16 protein-coding genes are annotated in these 19418 nt (G+C 68.0%); 13 read left to right on the top strand and 3 right to left on the bottom strand.

Features of this window, described 5'->3' with window-relative positions:
• The first annotated feature begins 45 nt into the window (after positions 1 to 45).
• From EBN1_RS08280 to EBN1_RS08240, 9 genes are all read left to right on the top strand, one after another.
• Positions 46 to 513 carry a DUF3305 domain-containing protein gene (locus tag EBN1_RS08280; protein ID WP_011237494.1) on the top strand — a complete coding sequence of 156 codons (468 nt, stop codon included), beginning with the start codon at positions 46 to 48 and terminating at the stop codon, positions 511 to 513.
• A complete protein-coding gene (locus EBN1_RS08275; protein ID WP_011237493.1) occupies positions 510 to 1190 on the top strand; it encodes a DUF3306 domain-containing protein in 681 nt (226 codons plus the stop codon). The genes EBN1_RS08280 and EBN1_RS08275 overlap by 4 nt, the downstream gene beginning before the upstream one ends.
• Before the next feature lie 181 nt (positions 1191 to 1371).
• Complete coding sequence (locus EBN1_RS08270; protein ID WP_011237492.1) at positions 1372 to 3441, top strand: 4Fe-4S binding protein; 2070 nt, start codon at positions 1372 to 1374, stop codon at positions 3439 to 3441.
• Positions 3438 to 4085 (top strand): TorD/DmsD family molecular chaperone, encoded by a 648-nt coding sequence (locus tag EBN1_RS08265; RefSeq protein WP_011237491.1) that lies wholly within the window; start codon positions 3438 to 3440, stop codon positions 4083 to 4085. The genes EBN1_RS08270 and EBN1_RS08265 overlap by 4 nt, the downstream gene beginning before the upstream one ends.
• A gap of 73 nt (positions 4086 to 4158) precedes the next feature.
• Positions 4159 to 4377 (top strand): hypothetical protein, encoded by a 219-nt coding sequence (locus EBN1_RS08260; protein ID WP_011237490.1) that lies wholly within the window; start codon positions 4159 to 4161, stop codon positions 4375 to 4377.
• Positions 4378 to 4389: 12 nt separating this feature from the next.
• Positions 4390 to 7296 (top strand): molybdopterin-dependent oxidoreductase, encoded by a 2907-nt coding sequence (locus EBN1_RS08255; protein WP_011237489.1) that lies wholly within the window; start codon positions 4390 to 4392, stop codon positions 7294 to 7296.
• Between the two features lie 16 nt (positions 7297 to 7312).
• Positions 7313 to 7918 carry a formate dehydrogenase FDH3 subunit beta gene (fdh3B, locus tag EBN1_RS08250; RefSeq protein WP_011237488.1) on the top strand — a complete coding sequence of 202 codons (606 nt, stop codon included), beginning with the start codon at positions 7313 to 7315 and terminating at the stop codon, positions 7916 to 7918.
• Positions 7915 to 8142, top strand: a complete 228-nt coding sequence (locus EBN1_RS08245; protein ID WP_011237487.1) for a hypothetical protein — start codon at positions 7915 to 7917, stop codon at positions 8140 to 8142. The genes fdh3B and EBN1_RS08245 overlap by 4 nt, the downstream gene beginning before the upstream one ends.
• Positions 8143 to 8152: 10 nt before the next feature.
• On the top strand, positions 8153 to 9280 hold the full coding sequence (locus EBN1_RS08240) for a formate dehydrogenase subunit gamma (protein ID WP_011237486.1): 1128 nt from the start codon (positions 8153 to 8155) through the stop codon (positions 9278 to 9280).
• A 108-nt stretch (positions 9281 to 9388) separates the two neighbouring features.
• Here the strand turns inward: EBN1_RS08240 and EBN1_RS08235 are convergent, their stop codons facing one another.
• Both EBN1_RS08235 and EBN1_RS08230 read right to left on the bottom strand, forming a co-directional pair.
• Positions 9389 to 12235 (bottom strand): EAL domain-containing protein, encoded by a 2847-nt coding sequence (locus EBN1_RS08235; protein WP_011237485.1) that lies wholly within the window; start codon positions 12233 to 12235, stop codon positions 9389 to 9391.
• On the bottom strand, positions 12232 to 13887 hold the full coding sequence (locus EBN1_RS08230) for a FecR domain-containing protein (RefSeq protein WP_011237484.1): 1656 nt from the start codon (positions 13885 to 13887) through the stop codon (positions 12232 to 12234). The genes EBN1_RS08235 and EBN1_RS08230 overlap by 4 nt, the downstream gene beginning before the upstream one ends.
• A gap of 196 nt (positions 13888 to 14083) precedes the next feature.
• On the opposite strand from EBN1_RS08230, the gene tpx reads away from it, so the two are divergent.
• The gene (gene tpx / locus EBN1_RS08225; RefSeq protein WP_011237483.1) at positions 14084 to 14584 is read left to right on the top strand and encodes a thiol peroxidase; all 501 of its coding nucleotides are present in this window, start codon (positions 14084 to 14086) and stop codon (positions 14582 to 14584) included.
• Between the two features lie 3 nt (positions 14585 to 14587).
• Here tpx and EBN1_RS08220 read toward each other — a convergent pair whose 3' ends face one another.
• Complete coding sequence (locus EBN1_RS08220; protein ID WP_011237482.1) at positions 14588 to 15796, bottom strand: MFS transporter; 1209 nt, start codon at positions 15794 to 15796, stop codon at positions 14588 to 14590.
• A 234-nt stretch (positions 15797 to 16030) separates the two neighbouring features.
• On the opposite strand from EBN1_RS08220, the gene mnmG reads away from it, so the two are divergent.
• Genes mnmG through EBN1_RS08205 form a run of 3 tightly spaced genes read left to right on the top strand, consistent with a single transcriptional unit; the run spans position 16031 to position 19392 of the window.
• Positions 16031 to 17989 carry a tRNA uridine-5-carboxymethylaminomethyl(34) synthesis enzyme MnmG gene (mnmG, locus tag EBN1_RS08215; RefSeq protein ID WP_011237481.1) on the top strand — a complete coding sequence of 653 codons (1959 nt, stop codon included), beginning with the start codon at positions 16031 to 16033 and terminating at the stop codon, positions 17987 to 17989.
• Positions 17986 to 18621, top strand: coding sequence for a 16S rRNA (guanine(527)-N(7))-methyltransferase RsmG (gene rsmG / locus EBN1_RS08210; RefSeq protein WP_011237480.1), 636 nt, complete (start codon positions 17986 to 17988; stop codon positions 18619 to 18621). The genes mnmG and rsmG overlap by 4 nt, the downstream gene beginning before the upstream one ends.
• Entirely contained in the window at positions 18622 to 19392 is a 771-nt protein-coding gene (locus tag EBN1_RS08205) for a ParA family protein (protein ID WP_011237479.1), read from the top strand. It abuts the gene before it with no gap.
• Positions 19393 to 19418 lie beyond the last annotated feature (26 nt).

Below are 19418 nucleotides of genomic sequence, written 5' to 3'. Positions count from 1 at the left end.
GACTCACGTATGCTGTGCGCCATCCCGCCACGCCGGAGTAAGGCCATGGATCGCTTTCCGATCGCCGTGATCATCGAGCGCCGCCGCCTCGACAACCGCTGGGCCGACGAGGCCTGGGAAGCCGTCGGCGTCGTGCCGGCTTTCGATGATACGCAGCCGGCGATGCGGCAGATCGTCGCCGAAACCGACTGCGACCAGTTCCGCGTCGGCGGCTTCGCGCTCGAACTGTTCCGCGACGAAGCCGCCAACTATTTCCTCAATCTCAGTTCTCCGGTGCCGAAAGTGTTCGTCATGTGGCGCATGGAAGGCGGCGTCGCGCGGCCGGCAACGGTCACTGCGAGCTACGGCGAAGCGGCGCGGCTGCTCGACTCTGGCGAGCAGGTCGATGGCGTGCCGATGTCGCGCGAGATTGCCGATTGGGTCGGGGCGTTCGTGAACCGCCACTACGAGCCCGCGCCGCGCAAGAAGATCCGGCGCAATGATCCGCTCGCACAGGATCGCGAACGGCCATGACGACGCCGGCGCGCTTTCTCGAACGCTGGTCGCGGCTCAAGCGCCGCGGCGACAGCGGGACGGCGTCGGCCGCAGGCGCACCTGATCAGACCGCACCGGGCGAGGAAGCCTCAACGCCAGCCCCAGGCAGTCCTCATGCCGAAGCCGGCGAGCTCGATGCGGGAGCAGCGCGCGGCGCCGACGCGCCAGTCGATCCGGGCGCCGTCCCGTCGCTGCCGCCGATCGACACGCTCGACCTCGACGCCGATTTCACCGCCTTCCTGAAGAAGGAAGTCGGCGAGCCGCTGCGCCGCGCGGCATTGCGCAAGCTCTTCAGCGATCCTCACTTCAATCGCATGGACGGCCTCGATACGTATATCGCCGACTATTCCGTTGCCGACCCGATTCCGCCGGACGTGATGAAACGACTGCGGCAGTTCCGGAATTTTTTCGGCGACGAGCAGGAAGAGGACGGGCGGACCGCCGCGCCGGTCGAGCCGATCCCCGGCCCAGGTGCTGCGGAGCCCGACCCGGGTGCCGGAGCGGGTGTTGTGGTCGATGCCGAGCTCGAAACCGGAGCAGACCCCGCCCCGGCTGTTTCTGCCGACGATCCGCTATCCGCCGACGGGCCTCCGGATGCGAGCTGCACTACCGCAACGGCCGACGAGGATACCGGCAACGCCCGCCCCGATCGCTGAAACCGAAAGGCGCACGAGCGTTCTCGGGTGCGACACTTTGGGGCGCGAAGGACAAATTGTCGCCAGAGCGTCCGGTTCGAGTCTTTCGCCGCGGAAAATCGCTCCGTTACGGTTCGTATTCTTTCGTGATCAGTGGTATCGCTCGTGCTTAGGTGGAATACCCCACCGGAAGACCTCCACGATGCCGACAGGCCGCAGGCAGATAAAACTCTGCGATTGCAATCGCAGCTCGACGCTCGACGCGGCCGCGCTCGCCAGTGCGATCGGCGCCGACAAACCGCTCCGAGTTCACCATGAACTGTGCCGTCGCGAGATCGCCGCGGTCGAAGCGGCGCTTGCCGACGGCGATGTGCTGGTCGGCTGTACGCAGGAGGCCGCGCTGTTCGCGCAGCTTGCCGCGGACGCCCCGTCGCGCATCGATTTCCTGAACCTGCGCGAGAACGCCGGCTGGTCGGTCGAAGCGCCGGCGGCGACGCCGAAAATGGCCGCCTTGCTCGCCGCGGCGCTGCTGCCCGAGGCCGATCCGGTCCCCGGCGTCACGCTCGCGGCCGGCAACGCGCTGCTGATCATCGGCGAAGCGGGCGCAGCGCTCGGCTGGGCGGAACGCCTGCAGACCCGTTTCGAAGTCGCGGTGCTGATGACCGGCGCAACGCTGGACGCCGAATTGCCGGTCGAGCGCCGCTATCCCGTCTGGTCGGGCAGCGACGTGCGCGTCGCTGGGCATCTGGGCGCTTTCGACGTCGCCTGGACGCAGGACAATCCGGTCGACCTCGACCTGTGCGTGCGCTGCAACGCCTGCATCCGGGCCTGTCCCGAGGGGGCGATCGGCTGGGACTACCAGGTCGATTCGTCGCGCTGCCGCTCGCACCGCAGCTGTGTGACAGCGTGCGGCACCGTCGGCGCGATCGACTTTGCGCGCCGCGACACGACGCGCGAAAGCCGCTTCGACCTCGTGCTCGATCTCTCCGCTGCGCCGCTGATCAGGCGCGTCGAGCCGCCGCAGGGCTACGCCGCGCCCGGGCGTGATCCGCTCGAGCAGGCTCTTGCGGCGCAGGCGCTCGCCGAATTCGTCGGCGAGTTCGAAAAGCCGCGCTATGTCGCGCTCGATGCGCGGCTGTGCGCGCACGGGCGCTCGAGGAAGCGCGGCTGTTCGAACTGCGTCGAAGCCTGTGCGGCCGAGGCGATCTCGTCCGCCGGCGACACCGTGCGCGTCGACCCGTACCTGTGCCAGGGCTGCGGCAGCTGCTCGACGGTGTGCCCGAGCGGCGCGCTGGCGTCGCAATATCCGCGCGTCGAAGATCTCGGCCTGCGCGTCAGGACCGTGCTCGCCGCGTATCGCGACGCCGGCGGCGAAGCGCCGTGTGTGCTGTTCCATTCGGCGGGCGCCGGGCGAGCGCTGGTCGACCGGCTCGCGCGCCGCGGCAAGGGCCTGCCAGCGCGGGTGATCCCGCTCGAAACCTGGAGCGCCGACTCGGTCGGCCTCGAGCTGCTGCTCGGCAGCATCGCGCTCGGCGCCTGCCAGGTCGCGGTGCTCGCGGCCGGCACGCACGATCCGGGCGTGCTGCGCGTCCAGGCCGCGCAGGGCGCGACGATCCTCGCCGGGCTCGGCTACGCCGGCGAGCATTTCCGCGTCGTCGAGGCCGACGACTGGCCGGCGCTCGAGGCGGCGCTGTGGGACTGGGCTCCGGCAAGCGGGGCGAGCCGGCCCGCGGCGTTCCACCTGCCAGGCCGCAAGCGCGATGCGCTGGAGCTCTCGATCCGGCATTTGCTCGCGGTCGCGCCGCAGCCGGTGGAGGAAATCCCGCTCGCCGCCGGGGCGCCGTTCGGCTCGGTTTCGGTCAGCGACGCCTGCACGCTGTGCATGTCCTGCGTCAGCGCCTGCCCGAGCGGGGCGCTGAGTGCGGCAAGCGATGCGATGCGGCTTGGCTTCATCGAGAAAAGCTGCGTGCAGTGCGGCCTGTGCGCATCGTCCTGTCCGGAAAACGCCGTCACTCTCATGCCGCGCCTGCTCCTCGACGAATCGGCACGACGCACCGTGCCGCTGAGGGAAGCCGAGATTTTCCATTGCATCCGCTGTGCGAAGCCGATGGGGGCAAAGCCGCTTATCGACGCGATGTTCACGCGCCTCGTCAGCCACGCGATGTTCGCCGGCGAGGCCGAGCGCCAGCGTCTGCACATGTGCGGCGACTGCCGCGTCGTCGATCTGATGCACAGCGAAAACGGCATCAAGGCCTGGGACATGACCGAATGAGCGCTCCACAAGCCGCCATCCTCCGCGAGCCCGGGTTCGCCACTTCCGCTTCGCTGCCCGCGAGTGCCGAAGACGCCGCCCGCGCCGAACACTATGCGCTGCTGGCCCGCCTGTTTCTCGCCGCTCCCGATGCACCGCTGCTTGCCGCGCTCGTCGCGGCCGGCGACGTCTTTGGTGTTGGCGATTCGTCGTTTGGGGTCGCATGGGCGGAACTTGCAGAGGCTGCGCGGCGAACCGACGCCCGGAGCGTGCGCGACGAATACGAAGCGCTGTTCCAGGGCATCGGTCGGCCCGAAGTGATGCTGTACGGCTCGTTCTATCTCGCCGGTTTCCTGATGGAAGAGCCTCTTGCTGATCTGCGTGACGATCTCGCCGGACTCGGCCTCGCCCGCCGCGGCGGCGTCACGGAGACCGAGGACCATGTCGCCGCGCTCGCCGAAGTGATGCGCCATCTCGTCGTCAGCGGCGCGGATGCAGCCGGCCTCGCGCGCCAGCGGGCATTCTTCACGCGCCATCTGCAACCGTGGTACGCCCGCCTGGCCGATGCGGTGGCGGCGGCGCCGCAAGCGTCTTTCTATGCCCGGGTCGGCGCGCTGGCGCGGGCGTTCTTCGATGTCGAGAGCGAAGCTTTCGCAATGGATTAGGCTGCGCGAGTCCGCGTTTACAGACTTCGGACCCGGCGAACGCGCCCGGCAACCGGTTTTGGGAGAAAGGGACATGGAAAGCAACAGGGACGACAGGAAACCCGCACTGCAACGTCGCCAATTCCTGCTGACGCTCGGCACGGGAGGGGCTGCCGCAGCGGCCGCAGTCGCTGCGGCAGCGGGGAAGACGGTGCCCGAAGCGGCGGCAGTCGTCGAGGCGGTCGCGACCTCCGCGCACGACGCTGGCGTCAGTGAACACATGCGCCGTTACTACCGCAGCGCGCGGATCTAGGGAGAACACGCGATGCTCATCAAGAAGAATGCGGCGCCCGGCAACGCCTTCCGTCAGTTGGCGAGCCCGATGGCCCGGCATCTCGGGGCGACGATGGACCGGCGCGCGTTCCTCAGGCGGTCCGGCCTCGGCGCCGGGGCGGGCGTGCTCGCGGCGCAGTTGCCGTACAACCTGATCGGCAGCGCGGATGCTGCGAGTGCGGGAGGGCAGTCCGCGACCGGCGGCGAGGAAGTGCGCCGCACCGTCTGCACGCACTGCTCGGTCGGCTGTGCGATCGACGCGATCGTGAAGAACGGCGTGTGGGTGCGCCAGGAGCCGGTGTTCGACTCGCCGATCAACCTCGGTGCGCACTGCGCGAAAGGCGCGTCGGTGCGCGAGCACGGCCACGGCGAGCACCGGCTGAAATACCCGATGAAGCTCGTCGACGGCAAATACCAGAAGATCAGCTGGGAGCAGGCGATAAACGAGGTCGGCGACCGGCTGCTGAAGATCCGCGAGGAGTCCGGCCCCGACGCGGTGTACTGGATCGGATCGAGCAAGCACAGCAACGAGCAGTCCTACCTGATGCGCAAGTTCGTGTCCTTCTTCGGCACGAACAACATGGACCACCAGGCGCGCATCTGTCACTCCACCACCGTCGCCGGCGTCGCCAACACCTGGGGCTACGGCGCGATGACGAACTCCTACAACGACATGCAGAACGCGCGAGCGATGCTGTTCATCGGCTCGAACGCCGCCGAAGCGCACCCGGTGTCGCTGCTGCACATCCTGCATGCGAAGGAGACCGGCGCGAAGATGATCGTCGTCGACCCGCGCTTCACGCGCACCGCGGCGAAAGCAGATTATTACGCACGCATCCGCTCGGGCACCGACATCCCGTTCATCTGGGGCATGCTGTACCACATTTTCGAGAACGGCTGGGAAGACCGGGAATACATCCGCCAGCGCGTCTACGGCCTCGACAAGGTGCGCGAGGAAGTCATGAAATGGACGCCGGACAAGGTGCAGGAAGTCACCGGCGTTCCGGAGGAGCAGGTCTACACGATCGCCGAGACGCTGGCGAAGAACAAACCCTCGACGGTCGTATGGTGCATGGGACAGACGCAGCACACCGTCGGCAACGGCAACGTGCGCGCGATGTGCATCCTGCAACTCGTGCTCGGCAATGTCGGCGTCTCCGGCGGCGGTACGAACATTTTCCGCGGTCACGACAACGTGCAGGGCGCGACCGACGTCGGCCCGAACCCGGATTCGCTGCCCGGCTACTACGGACTCGCGGCCGGTTCGTGGCAGCACTGGTGCCGCGTCTGGGGCGTCGATTACGAGTGGGTCAAGGGCCGCTACGCGTCCGAAGAGCTGATGACGAAATCCGGCATCACGGTGTCGCGCTGGATCGACGGCGTGCTCGAGAACCCGGCCGACATCGACCAGCCCGGCGGCAACCTGCGCGCGGTCGTCTACTGGGGCCATGCGCCGAACTCGCAGACGCGCGGCGCCGAGATGGTCGAGGCGATGAAAAAGCTGGATACGCTCGTCGTCATCGACCCGTATCCGTCGGCGACCGCAGCAATGGCCGCGATGGTCAGGAAGGACGGCGTCTATCTGCTGCCCGCGGCGACGCAGTTCGAGACCTCCGGTACCGCGACCGCGTCGAACCGCTCGCTGCAGTGGCGCGAGAAAGTCATCGAGCCGCTGTTCGAGTCGAAGCCCGACCAGACGATCATGTACGCGTTCGCGAAGAAGTTCGGCTTCGCGGACGAGCTCGTGAAGAACATCAAGCTCGTCAAGGACAAGCAGGGCTGGGACGAGCCCGAGCCCGAGGACATCCTGCGCGAGATCAACCGCGGCACCTGGACGATCGGCTACACCGGCCAGTCACCCGAACGCCTGAAGCTGCACATGCAGAACATGCACACGTTCGACGTGAAGACGCTGCGCGCGAATGGCGGACCGTGCGACGGCGACTATTTCGGCCTGCCCTGGCCGTGCTACGGCAACCCGGAACTGAAGCATCCCGGCACGCCGAACCTCTACGACACGTCGAAGCACGTCATGGAAGGCGGCGGCAACTTCCGCGCCAATTTCGGCGTCGAGAAGGACGGCGTGTCGCTGCTCGCCGAAGACGGCTCGGCGTCGAAAGGCGCCGAGCTGCAGATGGGTTATCCGGAGTTCGACGACGTGCTGCTGAAGAAGCTCGGCTGGTGGGACGAGCTCAGCGACGCCGAGAAAGCCGCCGCCGAAGGCAGGAACTGGAAGACCGATCTGTCGGGCGGGATCATGCGCGTCGCGATGCAGAACCACGGCATGCATCCGTTCGGCAACGCGAAGGCGCGCGCGCTGGTGTGGAACTTCCCGGATCCGGTGCCGCTGCATCGCGAGCCGATCTACTCGCCGCGGCCGGATTTGGTCGAGAAGTACCCCACGCACGACGACAAGATGAAGTTCTGGCGCCTGCCGACGCTGTACAAGACGCTGCAGGACAAGGTCCGCGACATCTCGAAGGAGTACCCGCTGATCATGACCTCGGGGCGTCTCGTGGAATACGAAGGCGGCGGCGAGGAAACGCGCTCGAACCCGTGGCTCGCCGAGCTGCAGCAGGAGATGTTCGCCGAGGTGAACCCGAAGGACGCCAACGACGCGGGTTTCCGCAACGGCGACTACATCTGGGTCGAATCGCCGACGAAGGCGAAGCTGAAAGTGCGCGCGCAGGTCACGCAGCGCGTCGCCCCCGGCACCGTGTTCCTGCCGTTCCACTTCTCCGGCTGGTGGCAGGGCCGCGACATGCTTGAGTACTACCCGGAGGGCGCGGCGCCGATCGTGCGCGGCGAAGCGGTCAACACCGCGACGACCTACGGCTACGACTCGGTGACGATGATGCAGGAAACCAAGACGACGCTGTGCCGCGTAGCCAAAGCCTGATCGGGAGGGGAAGAAGATGGCACGCATGAAATTCCTGTGTGACGCCGAGCGCTGCATCGAATGCAACGGCTGCGTCACGGCCTGCAAGAACGAGCACGAAGTGCCGTGGGGCATCAATCGCCGACGCGTCGTCACGATCAACGACGGGGTGCCGGGCGAGCGCTCGATGTCGGTGGCGTGCATGCACTGCTCGGACGCGCCGTGCATCGCGGTGTGTCCGACGAACGTGATCTATCACACCGAGGAAGGCGTCGTGCTGCACGACAAGGACGGTTGCATCGGCTGCGGCTACTGCTTCTACGCCTGTCCGTTCGGCGCGCCGCAGTTCCCGAACGGCCCGGCGGCGTTCGGCGCGCGCGGCAAGATGGACAAATGCACGTTCTGCGCCGGCGGTCCGGAAGAAAACCACTCCGACGCCGAGTTCGAGAAGTACGGCCGCAACCGGCTCGCCGCCGGCAAGTTGCCGCTGTGCGCCGAGATGTGCTCGACGAAAGCACTGCTCGCCGGCGACGCGGCCGAGCTTTCCGACATCTTCCGCGAACGCGCGCTGCGGCGCGGCAAAGGGTTCGAGGCGTGGGGCTGGATGACGGCGTATGGCAAGGACAAGGAGGAAGCGAAATGAAACCGCGTTTTCCGCTCAGTCTGCCGGCTGCCGTGGCCGTGCTCCTGCTCCTTGCCGGCTGCAGCGACGAGCCGCAGGTCGCGCGGTACGAGCAGGGCAGGTACGAAGGCAAGGCCGATGCGCGGCCGTGGGAAGGTGGCGCGTTCAACGGCGACAAGGCGGCCTGGGAGCGCGCGCTGCACGACCGCGTCCGCAGCCAGAACGAATACCAGCGGGTCGAGTGAGGAGAGCGCGATGAGCACGAGCTTCATGCGGCGCAACGGCCGCGGTGTGCTGCTGGCGCTCGCGCTGTGGCTGCTTGCGCTGGCCGCGCCGGCCGTGCTGGCGCAAGCCGAGCCAGGCGGCGAACAGCAGCAACGCCAGCTGCGCGAACAGACTCGGCAGCGCGGAGAGTTCCAGCCAGGTGAAGAGATCCGGCAAAGCGAACAAGTCCGGCAGCGCGAACAGGCCGGGCAGCGTGAACAGACGCGGCAGCGCGAGCGGGAGCGCGCCGGACCGCTGAACGACGCCCCGATGTGGCGCCAGGCGCGCTCCGGCGAAGAGTTCTTCACGACGGTGCGCGGCCCGGAGACCGGCGTGCTGATCCAGAGCGAAGGCAACACGTGGCGTCAGCTGCGCAACGGCCCGATCAAGCAGTACGGCAGCGTCCTGCTGCTGGTCGTGCTGCTCGCGCTCGCGGTGTTCTACGCCGTGAAAGGCATGATCAGGCTGCACGCCGCGCCAACCGGGCACCGCATCCAGCGCTTCAGCGTGTTCGAGCGGGTCGTCCATTGGGGCACCGCGATCACTTTCGTGCTGCTCGCCGTCACCGGGCTCGCGATCCTGTTCGCCAAGCATTTCGTCGCCCCGCTGCTCGGACATGACGCGCTCGGCGTGCTGCTCGTCGTCGGCAAGAACATCCACAACTACATCGGGCCGGTGTTCCTCATGTTCACCGTGCTGATGATCATCGCCTTCGCCCGCGACAACCTCTGGGAGGCGAGCGACCGTGTCTGGATCCGCAAGGGAGGCGGCTTCATAAGCGGCGAACACGTGCCGTCGGGGCGCTTCAATTTCGGCGAGAAAGCGTGGTTCTGGGGCGGCGTCGCGTTTCTCGGCCTGATCGTCGCCGGCTCGGGACTGGTGCTGGATTTCCCGAACTTCGGCCAGCTCCGGGTGACGATGCAATGGGCGAACGTCATCCACGCGACGGCGTCGATCCTGCTGATCGCGCTGTCGTTCGGCCACATCTACCTCGGCACGATCGGCCTGGAAGGCGCGTACCGGGCGATGCGGACCGGCTACGTCGACGAGGCCTGGGCGAAGGAGCACCATGCCCTGTGGCATGACGAAATGAAGGCCGGCAAACTGCCCGGCCGCTGATGCCCGGGCCCGCTCCGCCATCCCCATGAGATCGGGACGAAGTGGGCGAAGGAACCGACGGACAGAAGCGGCCAGGCGCGGCCGGTCGCGCCGGGATAACGGCTACGGCTACGGCGCCGTGCGCCGCAGGCCGGGTGCGCTCGCTTCGAGCCAGTTGCGCACTTCGTCGGCCGGCAGCGGCGGCGACGACAGCAGGCCCTGCGCGATGTTGCAGCGATGGCGGGCGAGGAAGCGCAGTTGCGCCTGCGTTTCGACCCCTTCCGCGACCACCGTCATGCCGAGGCTGTGCGCGAGCGCGATCGTGCCGCGCACGATCGCGGCGTCGTCGGCGTCGCTGGTGATGTCGTGAACGAAGCTCTTGTCGATCTTCAGTTCCGAAATCGGAAAACGCTTGAGCAGCGACAGCGAGGAGTAGCCGGTGCCGAAATCGTCGACCGCGACGCCGACGCCGAGCCGGTCAATGCTGCTCAGCAGCTCGGCGACCCGTTCGGCGTCGTGCATCGCAGTCGATTCGGTGAGCTCGATCTTGAGCATCGCCGGGGCAACGCCGCTGTCCTCGAGCGCGCTGCGGATCGTATCGACGACATTCATGTCCGAGCACTGCTGCGCCGAGACATTGACGGCGAGCGGCACCGGCAGCAGGCCTTCGGACTTCCACCGCGCGGCCTGCGACGTGGCCTCGCGGATGACCCAGTCGCCGATGCCGCGGATCAGCCCGCTTTCCTCCGCGGCGGGGATGAAGGCATCGGGCCGGATCAGCTCGCCGTCCGCCCGCCGCCAGCGGATCAGCGCCTCGAGGCCGACCAGCCGGCCGCTGCGGATGTCGATCTGCGGCTGGTAGTGGAGTTCGAACTCCCGGTTCTGCAGCGCCGCGCGCAATGCGCTTTCCATCTTCAGCCGGTCGCGCGACCAGGTGTTCATTTCGGGAGAATAGAACGTGTAGCTGCCCCCGCCCTGGCGCTTGGCGCGATACATCGCCCGGTCCGCCATCAGCAGCAGTGTCCCGGCATCGGCGCTGTCGCGCGGTCCGACGCCGATGCCGATGCTGCACGACAGCGCGAGGTTGGTGCCGGGCTCGGCTTCGACGTCGCGCTCGAGCAGCTCGATCATCTTGTGCGCGATCGCGGCGACGGCCGGCTGGTCGTCGAGGTTCTCCATCAGCACAACGAATTCGTCGCCGCCCCAGCGCGCCACCGTGTCGCCACCGCGCACCGCCGCTGTGAGACGCTCGGCGACGATTTCGAGCACGCGGTCGCCAGCATGGTGGCCGAGGCTGTCGTTGATGCGCTTGAAGCGGTCGAGATCGACGAACAGCAGCGCGATCATGGTGCACCGGCGGTCGGCCTGCGCGAGCGCGTGGTGCAGGCGGTCGAGCAGCAACGCGCGGTTGGGCAGCCCGGTGAGGGTATCGTGCGTGGCCTCGTGTTCCAGCCGCGAAGTGGCAGCGAGCGCTTCGGTGACGTCGTTGAACGCCAGCACCGCCCCTTCGGCCCGTTCACCGATCGGGGAGATCGTCAGCCGCAACGCGCACACGGTCCCGTCCGGCATGCGCCACGCGATCGGCTCCGGCAGACGGATCATCCGGCGCTGTTGCAGGCAGACGCCGAGGGTTTCGTCGATCTGCGCCCGCTGCTCGGTGAAGGTATCGAGCAGCTCGCCGAGACGGCGCTGCTGCGCCCCGGCGAGCGGCAAGCCGGTCAACCGCTCGGCGACCGGGTTCATCAGGACGATGCGGCAATCGTCGTCGACGGTGACGACGGCATCCGCGATCGAGCGCAGCGTCGCATCGGCGTCTTGCCTCGCGTGGCGCAGCCCGCGCCGGCTGCGCCGCAGATCGACGGCGAACCAGCCAAGGTAGCCGATGATGAAGCCGATCGTGGCCGCCGCGGGGGGAATCCACAGCTGCGTCCGGGCGAGTACGAAGCCGCTGGCGAGCGGCGGCAGCAGAACGAGGCTGCCCAGGCCGATCGCGCGGCCGATGTCGAGGCGCGGGTGGACGAGGGCGGGCACGGCGAGAAACAGCAGCGTCAGAGCCAGCGTCAGCGTGGGGGCGGCGGAGCGATAGACTTGGCCGTTGCGCACGGCTTCGTACGCGCGAGCGTGGAATTCCACCGCGGCCATCGACCCGTGCTGCGACGAGGCCGGGGTCGCCAAGGCACCGTCGAGACCGCTCGCAGTGGTGCCGATGAAGACCGCCTTGTCGCGCAACTGGTCCGCGAGCGCGGGCTGCTCGAGCAGCCTGATATAGGAAATTGCGATGGGCGCGCCGCGCTCGTCCGGGTAGGGCAAAAGCATTTCGCCTTCCCGTCTCCAGATCGGTGAAGCGGATTGCAGCCAGGCTTCGTGGGTCGGGAGACTGCTTGCTTCGTTGTTGCGACCCGCAATGCGCAGCGTCGCGAGCGCCAGAGCATCCCACTGCGGGCTGCTGCTGCCGGCACGGCGGAAAATGCGGCGCGCCAGGCCGTCGGCATCGAGTTCGACGTCGACGTGGCCGAGGGCGGCGGCGTGGGCGCGGAGTTCGGGCGTCGGCCGTACTTCGAGGACGCCGCTCGCGCCGTGTTCTGCGGCCCGCGGCGCAACGGCCAGCACGACTCGACCGGAACGCGTCATCGCGTCGGCGAGCCGCTCGTCGCCCGGCCCGGGTTCGGCGAACAGGATCGAAACGCCGATCGCCGCGACCCCCGCTTCGGCGAGGCGATCGACCACTTCGGCATGCACACCGCGGTTCCACGGCCAGCGACCGAGTGCCGCGAGGCTGGTCTCGTCGATCGCGACGATCGCCGACCGGACGGGCGTGCCCTGCAGGCGGAAGATCGGCTCGATCGCGTCGTAGGCGAGCAGGTCGAGGCGCTGCAGCGGTTCCCAGCCGGCGGGCAGCGTGATGCAGGCCAGCAGCATCGCGAACAGCCAGCCGGCGCGGCTTGCAAGCGCTCGGGCGGCGCGGGCCGGGTTCATAGGATGAGGAGCAGTGGTACCAGGAGCAACAGCGCCGGCCAGTAGTTGTGGGGAACGTCGAACTGCTGTGGCCTGCCCCACGGTCCGGCGGTTCCGTCCGGCTCGAGCGTGCGGATGCGGACGTAATAGACACCGGGCGGCGGCGTCTCGATCGACAGCGCAGCTTGCTGCGCGTCGAACGTGAAATCGGCCGTGGAGAAGGCAGCGTCCCGGCTCAGCTGCAGCTCGTAGCGCGCGTTCTCTCCGGCGCTTTTCCAGCGCAGCTCCAGGCGACCGCCGCGCACCTCGCCCGCTTCGGCGGCGGGGCCGGGCGGCGGGCGGCGCAGTCGCTGCACGTCGGAAAACGGGCCGTGTCCCTCGTCGGTGGTGGTCAGCGCGACTCGCCAGTAATAGTGGCCCGGCGCGAGGTCGGCGTCGACCACCAGCCCGGGCTCGTCGAGGCGCTCGCGGTCGGCCAGCAGCGTCTGAAACTGCTCGTCGGCCGCGAGCTGGAAATGGTAGTGCCCCGGTTCGATGCTGCGCGTCCAGCGGAATTCGATCCGTTCGTCGATCGCGACGCCGTCCTGAACCGGCAGATTCGGGTAAGGAGGTTCGGGACGCGCGTCCACGACGATCTCGCGCTCGGCGTCCAGTCCTTCGAGTTCGCGGGCATCGATCGCGCGCACGCGCATGCGATAGGTACCGTCCGCGAGGTCGGCGCGGCCGAGTGCCGCAGGTGCGGTGCCGAGCCGGTCGGACGCGACTGCAGCGGGTGCTCCCGGCGGCGCGAGCTGAGTGCGGTAGCGCTGCGCCCCGGCAATCGCCGGGAAGGCCAGCGCGAACGGCAGGCGTTCGATCCGTGCCGGCAGCGTCTCGAGCTGCGGGGCGGCAAGCAGGCCCGACGGCGGTTGGGGCGCCTGGCCGGGTGTGGCCAGCGAACCGGTACCGGCGCGCAAGCGGACTTCGCCGCGACGATTGCGCAGCGCCACTTCCCCGCGCAGGGTCTCGGCGCGCATCCCGGCCTCGGAGGTGGCGACGCGGAACTCGGTGCCGCGCACGGCGGCGACGCCTGCCGGCGTGTGGATCCTGTAGCGCCCGCCTGCCTTGCGCGCTGGCTCGACCTCGTTCTCCAGGCGCCCCCGCCGCAGTTCCAGTTCGACCTGCTGCGCGTCGGAGGCTTTCAGATGCCTGATATTGCCCACGCGCACTTCGGAGTTCTCGCCTACCAGGCTGCGGCTGCCGTCGGAAAATTCGAGCAACAGGCTGCTGGCTTCGCCGGTGCGGATCACCGTCCCGCGTGTGAGCGCCATGCCGGGCGTGATTGCGACAGGCGCGCCTTCACGGTGCAATTGCGCTTCGCCCTGGACGTCGACGACCCGCGCCGTACCCTGTTCTGCCCGCATCCACGCCACCGGGATGCGCAGGATGGTTCCCGGCGGGATCGCCTTCGGGTTCTGGATCTGGTTGTACTCCTGGATGCGCGGCCAGTAGTCGATGCTCTTCAGGTAACGCCGGGTGAGGTTCCAGGGGTTGTCGCCCGGGCGGACGACGTAGCGGAAGTCCTCTGCGGCCGCTACCGCAGGCAGTGCCAGAAGCGTGATGCCCGCCAGCAGCGACGCCGCTGTCGCGCGATGGGAAACGGGTCGTCCGGTTGTCCCGGTAGATGGATTCATCAAGGTTTTCCAGGTGGCCGCCGATCTGCGGAACTTTGATTCTAGGCGTGGACCATCCGCACCGAAGAAATTATTCGGGGTAGGAAATGCGCCGACGCCTTCGCGCCTTTCCCCTCTGCAGCTTTCGCGGCTAGACTAGGTCCGACGCGCCTTCGTCACCGCATGTCATGACTACCCCAGGTACAGGAGACAAACGATGAGCAAAGTTACACTGGGCGGCAATCCGATCGAAGTTGCCGGCAATTTCCCGCAGAAGGGCAACACCGCGCCGCTGCTGTCGCTGGTCGGCGCCGACCTCGCCGAGGTCACGCTCGCCAAGTACGCCGGCAAGCGCAAGGTGCTGAACATCGTACCGAGCCTCGACACGCCGACTTGCGCGACGTCCACCCGCAAGTTCAACGCTGAAGCGGGCAAGCTCGACAACACCGTCGTGCTGGTGATTTCGGGCGATCTGCCGTTTGCCGCGAAGCGCTTTTGCGTCGCTGAAGGTCTCGACAACGTCGTCACGCTGTCGACGCTGCGCGGGCGCGAGTTTCTGAACGATTACGGAGTCGAGATCGCGTCGGGACCGCTGAAAGGGCTTGCCGCGCGCGCCGTCGTCGTCCTCGACGAGAACGACCGCGTGCTGCATTCGCAGCTCGTCGGCGAGATCAAGGACGAGCCCGACTACGCCGGGGCGCTCGCCGCGCTGAAGTAAACATCAGGACGCTCGCCGGCGGCCGCGCAGCGGCAGCAGGCCGACGAGCGCGACTGCCGCGAACGCAGCGCCGGCGACAAAAGTCGTGGCGGAACCATAGGCGTCCCACAATGCGCCGGCGATGACGCTCGCGGCGAGCAGCGCGAGCCCCCCGACGAGGTTGAACAGGCCGAATGCGGTGCCGCGCAGCGCAGCCGGGGCTGCGTCAGCGACCAGCGCCGCAAGCAGGCCTTGCGTCATCCCCATGTGCAGTCCCCACAGCACGAGCCCGAGCGCGAGCCCGGCGAGGCCGTCGACGAGGCCGAGCGCGAAGTCGGCGGCGACCAGCAGCGCGAAGCCGAGCGCGAGCAGCCGCGGGCGGTCGAAGCGGTCGGCGAGCACGCCGGCCGGGTACGACGACAGCGCGTAGACGACATTCATCAGCACGAGCACGAACGGCACGAGAGTCGCCGCGACGCCGATTTCCTGCGCCCGCAGCACGAGGAAAGCCTCGCTGAAGCGCGCGAGCGTGAACACCGCCGACAGCGCGACGGTCCACCAGTATTCGGCCGGCAGGCGCCGCAGCTCGGCGGCCGACAGCGGCTTGCGCACGATATCGACTCCGGCGGGTCGCGGCGCGTCGTGCACCGCGAACACGATCAGCGCGAACGCGCCGAAAGCCGGCACGACCGCGGCCCAGAACACCAGCGGGATGTTCTCGGACGTCAGCCACATCAGCCCGACTGCGAGCAGCGGGCCGACGAAGGCGCCGACGGTGTCGAGCGACTGCCGCAACCCGAACGCGGCGCCGCGCAGCTGCGGCGGCGCGAGGTCGGCGATCAGCGCGTCGCGCGGCGCGCCGCGAATGCCTTTGCCGATGCGATCGACGAAGCGTGCGGCGACGACCCAGCCGAGCGTTTCGGCGAGCGGGAACACCGGTTTCGTGAACGCCGCGAGCCCGTAGCCGATCGCCGCGAGCAGCTTGCGGCGGCCGAACCAGTCGGACAGCGCGCCGGAGAACACTTTCGTGATCGACGCGGTCGCTTCAGCGATCCCTTCGATGAAGCCGACCGCGAGCGTCGAGGCGCCGAGGGTGGTGACGAGGTAGATCGGCAGCAGCGCGTGGATCATCTCCGACGACACGTCCATCAGCATCGACACGAAGCCCAGCGCCCAGATGCCGGGAGGAATGCGGCGCGCCGCGCTGGTGCTGCTGTCGTCGCCTGTCGCCATGCCGTCCGGCTCCGTTGCGAGTGGATGAAACCGTCGGCCGGATTATGCCGCGCAAAGCGCAACGGCAGCGCCGGTGCCGCGCAGGCGAGGCGCATGATCGCTCGTCGCAGGCGGTAACAGACTGTTTGAACGACGTTTTTTCGTGGAACAGCGGCGGGAAACACTGTGCTTTCGCGCCGCAACAGCGTAAAATTCTCGCCCTTCCCGCTCGATCGGCCTTTTCGGCGCGCACCCATGCTCTATCCTTCCCGTTTCGACGTCATCGTGGTTGGCGGCGGCCATGCCGGCACCGAAGCTGCGCTCGCCGCGGCGCGCATCGGCGCGAAAACGCTGCTCCTGACGCACAACATCGAGACGCTCGGGCAGATGAGCTGCAATCCGTCGATCGGCGGCATCGGCAAAGGCCACCTCGTCAAGGAAGTCGATGCGCTCGGCGGCGCGATGGCGGCGGCAACCGATGAAGGCGGCATCCAGTTCCGCATCCTCAACGCGTCCAAAGGCCCGGCGGTGCGCGCAACGCGCGCGCAGGCCGACCGCGTGCTGTACAAGGCGGCGATCCGCCACCGACTCGAGAACCAGCCGAACCTGTGGTTGTTCCAGCAGGCGGTCGACGACCTCACGGTGTCGGGCGACCGCGTCACCGGCGTCGTCACGCAGATCGGCCTCGCGTTCGAGGCGCCGGCCGTCGTGCTGACTGCGGGCACCTTCCTCAACGGCCTGATCCACGTCGGCCTCGACAATTATTCGGCAGGCCGTGCCGGCGATCCGCCGGCGATCTCGCTCGGGGCGAGGCTGAAGGAACTCGCGCTGCCGCAGGGGCGGCTCAAGACCGGCACGCCACCGCGCCTGGACGCGCGCACGATCGACTTCTCGGTGATGCAGGAGCAGCCCGGCGACGACCCGGTGCCGGTGTTCAGCTTCCTCGGCCGCGCCTCCCAGCACCCGCAGCAGCTGCCGTGCTGGATCACGCACACCAACGAGCGCACGCACGACATCATCCGCGCGAACCTCGACCGCTCGCCGATGTACTCCGGCGTCATCGAAGGGGTCGGGCCGCGCTACTGCCCGTCGATCGAGGACAAGATCCACCGCTTCGCCGACAAGACGAGCCACAACATCTTCCTCGAGCCCGAAGGGCTGACGACCAACGAGATCTATCCGAACGGGATTTCGACCTCGCTGCCGTTCGACGTGCAGCTCGCCGTCGTGCGCTCGATCCGCGGACTCGAGAACGCGTTCATCCTGCGCCCGGGCTACGCGATCGAGTACGACTACTTCGACCCGAGGAACCTCAAGAGCAGCCTCGAGACGAAGTCGTTCCACGGCCTCTTCTTCGCCGGCCAGATCAACGGCACGACCGGCTACGAGGAAGCGGCCGCGCAGGGCCTTTTGGCCGGCGCGAACGCCGCGCTGCAGGTGGCCGGGCGCGAGGCATGGTGTCCGCGCCGCGACGAAGCGTATCTGGGCGTACTCGTCGATGACCTCATCACGCGCGGCGTCTCGGAGCCGTACCGCATGTTCACGTCGCGCGCCGAATATCGCCTCTCGCTGCGCGAGGACAACGCCGACCTGCGCCTGACCGAAAAGGGCCGCGAGCTGGGCCTCGTCGACGACGTGCGCTGGGCCGCGTTCTGCGAGAAGCGCGACGCGATCGAGCGCGAGACCGCCAGGTTGAGAGCGGCCTGGGCGCATCCCGCGCGCGTGCCGGCAGTGGATGCCGAGCGCGTCGTCGGCAAGGCGCTCGAGCGCGAATACCGTTTCTTCGAGCTGTTGCGCCGGCCGAACACGCGCTACGCGGAGCTGATGAGCCTTCCCGGCGCGCCGGAAAACCCCGCGACCGATCCGCAAGTCATCGAGCAGATCGAGATCGCGGCGAAATACCAGGGCTACATCGACCGCCAGCAGGGCGAAGTCGCGAAGCAGCTGCAGGCCGAATCGACGCTGCTGCCGGCCGATCTCGACTACAGCCGGGTGCGCGGTCTGTCGAAGGAAGTGCAGCAGAAGCTGAACCTGCACAAGCCCGGGACGCTCGGCCAGGCCGGGCGCATCCAGGGCGTCACGCCGGCGGCGATTTCGCTGCTGATGGTGTGGCTCAAGCGCCGCGACCTGGCAGCGGCAGCGGGCGCGGACGACACCGGACTGCCGGCGACCGACGGCGAAGGCGAGGCCGCGACACGGATGCGCGGGGTATGAGCGCTGCAACCCTTGAGCAGGGCCTCGCGGAGCTGGGCCTGCATCTTTCGCCGGCGACGCAGGCCCGGCTCGCCGCGTTCGCCACGCTGCTGCAGAAATGGAACCGGGTGTACAACCTCACGTCGATCCGCGACGCTGGCCAGGTCGTCACGCACCACCTGCTCGATTCGCTCGCGGTGCTGCCGCATCTGGAGGGCATCACGACGCTCGCCGACGTCGGCTCGGGCGGCGGCCTGCCAGGAATTCCGCTCGCGCTCGCCGCGCCGGATTGCCATCCCGCCCTCGCCGTGACGTCGATCGAGACCGTCAACAAGAAGGCGAGCTTCCAGCAGCAGGCGAAGATCGAACTCGGGCTCGCGAACTTCACGGTCGTGAACGAACGCGTCGAAAACGTCCGGCCGGAGGCAAAGTTCGACGCGGTGATCTCGCGTGCTTTTTCCGAGCTGTTGGATTTCGTCGGCCTGACCGCGCATCTCCTGCGGCCCGGCGGACGTTTCCTCGCGATGAAGGGCGTGTATCCTCGCGATGAAATCGCGCGCCTGCCGGCGGGTTTCCGCGTCGTCGAGGTGCACCCGCTGACGGTGCCGGGGCTCGGCGCCGAACGACACCTGATCATCCTCGAAAGGAACTGAATGGCCCGAATCTTCTGCGTTGCAAACCAGAAAGGCGGCGTCGGCAAGACGACGACCTGCGTCAACCTCGCCGCCGCGCTCGCCCAGGCCGGCCAGCGCACGCTGCTCATCGATCTTGATCCGCAGGGCAACGCGACGATGGGCAGCGGCGTCGACAAGCGGGCGGTGACGAAGTCGGTGTACCACGTGCTCGTCGGCCTCGCGACGCTCGGCGAAGCGCGCGTCGCGTCGCCGTCGGGCGGCTACGACGTGCTGCCGGCGAACCGCGACCTCGCCGGCGCCGAAGTCGAACTCGTCGGCCTCGAACGGCGCGAGAACCGCCTGCGCGACGCGCTCAAAAACTTCGGCGCCGACTACGACCTCGTCCTGATCGACTGCCCGCCGTCGCTGTCGATGCTGACGTTGAACGGGCTGTGCGCGGCCCACGGCGTCATCATCCCGATGCAGTGCGAGTATTTCGCGCTCGAAGGCCTGTCCGACCTCGTCAACACGATCAAGAAAGTGCATTCGAACCTGAATCGCGAGCTGGGCATCACCGGCCTGCTGCGCGTCATGTTCGACGCGCGCATGACGCTGCAGCAGCAGGTCTCCGCGCAACTCGAAAGCCATTTCGGCGACAAGGTGTTCCGCGCGATCGTGCCGCGCAACGTGCGCCTGGCCGAAGCGCCCAGCCACGGCATGCCGGGCATCGTGTTCGACAAGGCAGCCAAAGGGACGCAGGCCTACATGGCCTTCGCCCAGGAAATGATCGAACGTGTCAAGGCGTTGTGAGGACGATGAAACCGAACTATTAACCC

The organism is Aromatoleum aromaticum EbN1 (genome assembly GCF_000025965.1).
In the GTDB taxonomy this organism is placed as follows: Bacteria; Pseudomonadota; Gammaproteobacteria; order Burkholderiales; family Rhodocyclaceae; genus Aromatoleum; species Aromatoleum aromaticum.
The sequence above is the reverse complement of the archived record's forward strand: the minus strand, read 5'-3'. Positions and strand labels throughout refer to the sequence as shown.

Coding starts and splice junctions, on each gene's coding strand:
- EBN1_RS08280 (WP_011237494.1), top strand. CDS start 46: ATGGATCGCTTTCCGATCGCCGTGATCATCGAGCGCCGCCGCCTCGAC.
- EBN1_RS08275 (WP_011237493.1), top strand. CDS start 510: ATGACGACGCCGGCGCGCTTTCTCGAACGCTGGTCGCGGCTCAAGCGC.
- EBN1_RS08270 (WP_011237492.1), top strand. CDS start 1,372: ATGCCGACAGGCCGCAGGCAGATAAAACTCTGCGATTGCAATCGCAGC.
- EBN1_RS08265 (WP_011237491.1), top strand. CDS start 3,438: ATGAGCGCTCCACAAGCCGCCATCCTCCGCGAGCCCGGGTTCGCCACT.
- EBN1_RS08260 (WP_011237490.1), top strand. CDS start 4,159: ATGGAAAGCAACAGGGACGACAGGAAACCCGCACTGCAACGTCGCCAA.
- EBN1_RS08255 (WP_011237489.1), top strand. CDS start 4,390: ATGCTCATCAAGAAGAATGCGGCGCCCGGCAACGCCTTCCGTCAGTTG.
- fdh3B (WP_011237488.1), top strand. CDS start 7,313: ATGGCACGCATGAAATTCCTGTGTGACGCCGAGCGCTGCATCGAATGC.
- EBN1_RS08245 (WP_011237487.1), top strand. CDS start 7,915: ATGAAACCGCGTTTTCCGCTCAGTCTGCCGGCTGCCGTGGCCGTGCTC.
- EBN1_RS08240 (WP_011237486.1), top strand. CDS start 8,153: ATGAGCACGAGCTTCATGCGGCGCAACGGCCGCGGTGTGCTGCTGGCG.
- EBN1_RS08235 (WP_011237485.1), bottom strand. CDS start 12,235: ATGAACCCGGCCCGCGCCGCCCGAGCGCTTGCAAGCCGCGCCGGCTGG.
- EBN1_RS08230 (WP_011237484.1), bottom strand. CDS start 13,887: ATGAATCCATCTACCGGGACAACCGGACGACCCGTTTCCCATCGCGCG.
- tpx (WP_011237483.1), top strand. CDS start 14,084: ATGAGCAAAGTTACACTGGGCGGCAATCCGATCGAAGTTGCCGGCAAT.
- EBN1_RS08220 (WP_011237482.1), bottom strand. CDS start 15,796: ATGGCGACAGGCGACGACAGCAGCACCAGCGCGGCGCGCCGCATTCCT.
- mnmG (WP_011237481.1), top strand. CDS start 16,031: ATGCTCTATCCTTCCCGTTTCGACGTCATCGTGGTTGGCGGCGGCCAT.
- rsmG (WP_011237480.1), top strand. CDS start 17,986: ATGAGCGCTGCAACCCTTGAGCAGGGCCTCGCGGAGCTGGGCCTGCAT.
- EBN1_RS08205 (WP_011237479.1), top strand. CDS start 18,622: ATGGCCCGAATCTTCTGCGTTGCAAACCAGAAAGGCGGCGTCGGCAAG.